Genomic DNA, 5393 nt, shown 5'->3' on the forward strand with positions numbered 1-5393 from the left:
CTCATCCCGAAAAAACGTTTCTGTTGTTCCTGTACCAAGCACTTCTTACTCCATTAAAATAAAAAAGCTCTTAAACAGCATTATAAGAGCTTTGTCAATAAAAACTTAGGGCCAATTGGAAGGTATTGACTGCGGGATTTATGTGCGTGAAAGGAAAATCAGTTCAGGTTTGCGGCAAGGTTACGCCGGTTTGCCCTTGATATTTCCCGCCCCGATCACGATAAGAAACTGCACAAACCTCGTCCGCCTCCAAAAATACCATCTGAGCAACGCCTTCATGGGCATAGATTTTGGCAGGAAGAGGGGTTGTATTTGAAAATTCCAGGGTAACATGCCCCTCCCACTCAGGCTCAAGTGGCGTAACATTGACAATAATGCCGCAGCGGGCATACGTTGATTTTCCCAGACAGATGGTCAGGATGTTACGGGGAATACGAAAATATTCAACTGTGCGGGCTAAGGCAAAGGAGTTGGGCGGGATAATACAAACATCCGATTGGATGTCTACAAAACTGTTTGCATCAAAAGCCTTGGGGTCAACGATGGCTGAATTAATGTTAGTAAAAATTTTGAATTCATTGGCACAACGCACATCATAGCCATAGCTGGATACCCCATAGGAAATAATTCGCCCATTTCCGGTTTCCCGTACCTGCTCGTGCTGAAAAGGAGAAATCATCCCATGGTCTATTGCCATCTTTTCTATCCAGCGATCTGATTTTACTGACATGTAAACCCCATTTATTTTTGCAAATATGCCCTTCTACCACAAACTAGAGGGGAGTGGAAGCCGACAGGATAATTTTATTGCTAATTACTTGCCTGATGATTTGGGATGAATTAAAGATATTTTAATCCGACTAATTCATCCCCTGTTCTGCATTATTCCGAATGCAACATATACCTATTTACTGGCCATTTTATGTAAAATGTCGCCAAGTTCCATAGGCATTGGGAAGACTATAGTTGAGGAGTTGTTCCCCGCGATTCCTGCCAGTGTCTGTAGGTAGCGCAGTTGCAGGGACTGTGGCTGCTGAGCAAGGACCTGGGCGGCCTGCATCAATTTTTCTGAGGCTTGCAGCTCACCTTCAGCATGAATAACTTTTGCTCTCCGATCACGTTCGGCTTCTGCTTGCTTGGCAATGGCCCGTATCATGCTCTCATCTAGATCCACATGTTTGATTTCTACATTGGCAACCTTAATGCCCCAGCTGTCTGTTTGGGCATCAAGTATTTTTTGGATGTCGCTATTTAATTTTTCTCTTTCAGCTAACATCTCATCCAATTCATGCTGTCCTAACACGGAACGTAAGGTTGTTTGTGCCAGTTGACTGGTCGCCTCGAAATAATTTTCTACCTGGATAATTGCATTTTTAGGTTCCACTACGCGGAAATAAAGCACGGCATTGACACGCACTGACACATTATCTCTGGAGATTACATCCTGGCTTGGAACATCCATTACGACGGTACGCAAATCAACACGCACCATTTGTTGGATGATAGGAAAAATGATAACCAAACCTGGACCTTTCACTCGCCAGAAACGTCCTAATAAAAAGACCACGCCACGCTCGTATTCCCTTAAAACCCGGAATGCGGACATGAGAAAAAGCGCGATGATGATGACAAAAAATCCCATAAATGAATACATATTTCCTCCTTATAGATAAACTGGTTCTAGAGACTGTCGTCATGATTATCTGGCTGCAAATTTGATCTAAACAATATCAATGTTCGCTTCAAATGGTCTGATGACGACAGCCTCTAGTTCTTTTTATAATTGTCCTTTTCCCCATTCGGACTGCTTATTTCTTCTACTTCAAGCTGCAACCCCTTGGCTGCGATAACCTTAATCCGTTTATCCGCCACAATGGGTTGCTGGGCATGCACATTCCATATTTCACCACGGATGACGGCTTGTCCCTGTGGATCAATAAGACTTAAGCTCCGGCCCTCTGCCCCAATTAGAACATTGACCCCATGCTGCGGTTCCCGTTTCCTTGAGCGGAGAATGAAAGTAACTAAGGTAAACAAAATAAGAAAATTAAACGCTGCCATGGCCCAGATGGCCGACCAAGCGATCTGATAGCTGGCGTATTCGGTGTCGATAAGCAGGATGGATCCTATGACGAAGGCTATCGTTCCGCCGAGTCCCAAGGCGCCAAAACTGGGGGCAAACGCTTCAGCAATAATGAAAGCAATGCCTAAAATAATCAAACTTAGTCCGGCATAGCTGATAGGAAGTAATTGAAGGGCATAAAGGGCAATCAAGATAGAAATGGCACCGACAACACCTGGGAGCAAAAAGCCCGGATTAACCAGTTCAAAGAAGATTCCATAAATCCCTAATAATAAAAGTAAATAAGCCACGGTTGGTTCTGTTATCACTTGCAGGAAACGCATGCGCCAGTCAGGTGTTAAGGTTTCTACCGTTGCATTTTTGGTATCCAGCTGAATTTTCTGTCCATATTGGGTTACCGTCAGACCGTCTAGCTGGCTTAACAAATCATCACGATCTTTAGCAATTAAATTAATTACGCCGGCTTTTAAGGCTTCATTTGCGGTCAATGTGGCAGCATCGGTAACCGCTTTTTCTGCAAACTCCGCGTTGCGGCCGCGCAACTCTGCCAGTGTACGGATATAAGCAATGGCATCATTGAGTACTTTTTTATCCATTGACGATTTAGCCTGGTTATTTTTATCTTCCTTATCCATCGCGCCGGTGATACTCACCGGGCTTGCCGCACCTAAATGGGTGCTTGGCGCCATGGCTGCTATTGTACTGGCATAGACCAAAAAAGTACCTGCGCTGGCAGCACGTGAGCCGTCAGGGTAGACATAAGTCACGATAGGAACCTTTGATGCCAGGATATCCTGTACTATTAAGCGGGTTGACTGGTATAAGCCGCCAGGGGTATTAAGAATAATTAATACCAATGAGGAGTCTTGTCCTTTGGCAATGCCTCTGGATATAAAATCAGCAGTAGCCGGCCCAATTGCCCCGTTGACTTTGATCTCGGTAATCTTATTGGCAGAGGCGGCAGGTAGCAGGATAAACGTTAAAAAAAATAATGCCAGCAGATATTTCCATAGACTAATAGCCAGGCTGTTGGTTGCGGGGCTGTTTTTTTTTGCAAAAAATTTAAAGTAAGGTAATGGTATCGTGGTAGGTAACATTTCCATCAGCATCCTGGCTTTATCCTTTAGGGTAAGCATAGCAGTATTTTGCGTCTATTCCATTAGGTAATAATAATGAGACGACGGCAGTGTATCACATACTTTGATTAATAATCCCGGATTTTTCATATTATTAATTTTTCGGGTCTTCGGGAAATTATGAATTTGTAGTATGGAACATTGAGATAGCCTTTATCGGGTATCGGATTTATTATCCCGCAAATAAATACGGGACGGGGGAGTTTAGAAGTAAACGCCAATTTGCGCCACTAATGAATCAGAGGATTTTCCGGTTCCTATGGTCGTCTGGTTGATGGCGCCGGGCGGAGCGATGCCATTGGCAAATTGATGCTTATCAAAATCTGTGTCATGACGATACTCCAGGCTTTCGACAGTATCTTTCCAGATTGAAATATTAAACACGCCGCTGATTCGATGTTTTGGCAGATTCAATGCCAGCGTTTCCTTCGACCATTGATAACCTACAGCAAGCGAAGCCGGTTTGGAGAAAGCCATGAACGTCATTCCCGCTTCCAGTTGAGCAGCTTGCGGCCTGGCTCCCCTGCCATTAAAACTTAGATCCTGGGTTCTAAATGCCCTTGAAGCACCTACCCATTCAGCAGTGAAATTGTAACGGTCGAAACTGAGGTTGCCGTGGATACCAATGCCAGGTACCTTATGGACGTCCTCGCTGCCGTTAGTGGGTGAGCCGAATCCACCAAAGGTTGTACCTGGAGCGGAGCCGGTATCCTGCATGCCCGCTGAATCGGTAAGCGTGCCAATGTAGCTTGCTCCAATTTCAGCTGAAAGGTCGCCAGAGTTAAGCAGGTAGCCTAAATTAACCCCGCCCACTCCTGAACGGCCATCGGTAGTATCCGATCTGAATCCATAGATTGCCGCAAAGGGTCCGGAATTGAATTGCGATTTATACCCCAGAATAAATGGCCTGGTTTTTGTACGCGTCAAGCGCAGAGGCAGGGGAGAGCTTATCATGGCGCTTGAGAATCGGCCGAAGGGAGCGTAGAGCTGCCCGGCTGTGAAATAATAAGGGCTGACATCCAGGTCGCCAATGTTCACAAAACCCAGGTTTAAGTTAAAGGCTGAATTGGCAATGCGAGGGCCGCCTATCGGGGGCGGAGTCTCATCATAAGCAATGGACATAAATGCTTCAACCTTATCGTTCAGGGCAGCTGCTATATCCAGTTCGCTTGAGCCTAAGGTCAGGTCGGCGTTTCTACTGCCAAAATAAGGGCTGGTAATTTCTCCCACGGGTTCGGATTTACCGCTGAGGGCAATAATAGGGACATTGGGGATAGGATAACCGATGCGTTCATAAGCTCGGTACAGACGTTGTCGTTGCTGCATCAGCCGCACATCACGGTTAATACTGGAAATGTTGACGATATAATCTGAACCATCAAAAGCAGGTCTTGCTCCCAGATAAGGCGCAGTAACTACCGGTGTGCCTGCAATGTAAGTGACCACCTGACCATCAGCAATCAATGCCGTAGGGTAAAAACTGCTGGACTGCGGGTCGCCATCAACGGTATGCACTTGTATGGGGCTGGTATGAAATGGCGTTTTTTTAGGGTGTCGGACTGATGGTTTCGATTTTAAAATTCCTGCAGATTTCTTTTGTTTGCCTGCAGCGCTTTTTCCTTTAACCGGCTCGGCAGAAGGTTTTTCCTCGGGGTGAGCTGTCAATTGGGTTTGCAAGCGATCCAATTGCTGCTGTAATAATTTGGTTTGTTGTTGTAAGCGGTAAATTTCTTTTTGCAATTCGGTGTTATCAGCGGCAAATAATGAGCCTGATATGGCTGCCATGGCCATAATAAGTACTTTTTGTTTCACGCGGGGTACTCCTGATTGTTTTTTCTCTTCCTGGTTTTGCGGAAAGGATTATACCTCGCATCAAACGTAGTGGCCAGTGTTTGCGCATCATATTTATTATTAGGGCATCTAGAGCCTGTGGATATTCACTTTCACAGGCCCTAGAGCGCCGAATGATTTAAATTTAAGCATGCCCCTACGTACCGCGCTTTATGCGCGGTATCCAGTGCGATATTCGCGCTTAACACAGCGTTTTTTTGAATCAGGTCTCTGGATACCGCGCATAAAGCTTCCAATTGGCCCTAAGTTTTTATTGACAAAACATTTTTGAACATTTCTGCAGCAATTCCTAGAGCTTGAAATCCCAACCACATTGATTTGAT

The 5393-nt window shown here is 45.3% G+C and carries 4 protein-coding genes; all 4 read right to left on the bottom strand.

Translation table 11 applies throughout. The features are described from left to right. Window positions 1-163: 163 nt before the first annotated feature. Window positions 164-730: a dCTP deaminase gene (dcd, locus tag E1O65_RS12270; RefSeq protein WP_133133884.1), complete on the bottom strand. Its 567-nt coding sequence runs from the start codon at window positions 728-730 to the stop codon at window positions 164-166. A gap of 174 nt (window positions 731-904) precedes the next feature. Beyond that, window positions 905-1654: a slipin family protein gene (locus tag E1O65_RS12275; protein ID WP_207384253.1), complete on the bottom strand. Its 750-nt coding sequence runs from the start codon at window positions 1652-1654 to the stop codon at window positions 905-907. Window positions 1655-1767: 113 nt separating this feature from the next. Further along, window positions 1768-3186 carry a nodulation protein NfeD gene (locus E1O65_RS12280; RefSeq protein WP_242601609.1) on the bottom strand — a complete coding sequence of 473 codons (1419 nt, stop codon included), beginning with the start codon at window positions 3184-3186 and terminating at the stop codon, window positions 1768-1770. A gap of 237 nt (window positions 3187-3423) precedes the next feature. Next, the gene (locus tag E1O65_RS12285) at window positions 3424-5031 is read right to left on the bottom strand and encodes an LbtU family siderophore porin (protein ID WP_133133885.1); all 1608 of its coding nucleotides are present in this window, start codon (window positions 5029-5031) and stop codon (window positions 3424-3426) included. Window positions 5032-5393 lie beyond the last annotated feature (362 nt).

This window comes from Legionella sp. W10-070 (assembly GCF_900640175.1).
In the GTDB taxonomy this organism is placed as follows: Bacteria; Pseudomonadota; Gammaproteobacteria; order Legionellales; family Legionellaceae; genus Tatlockia.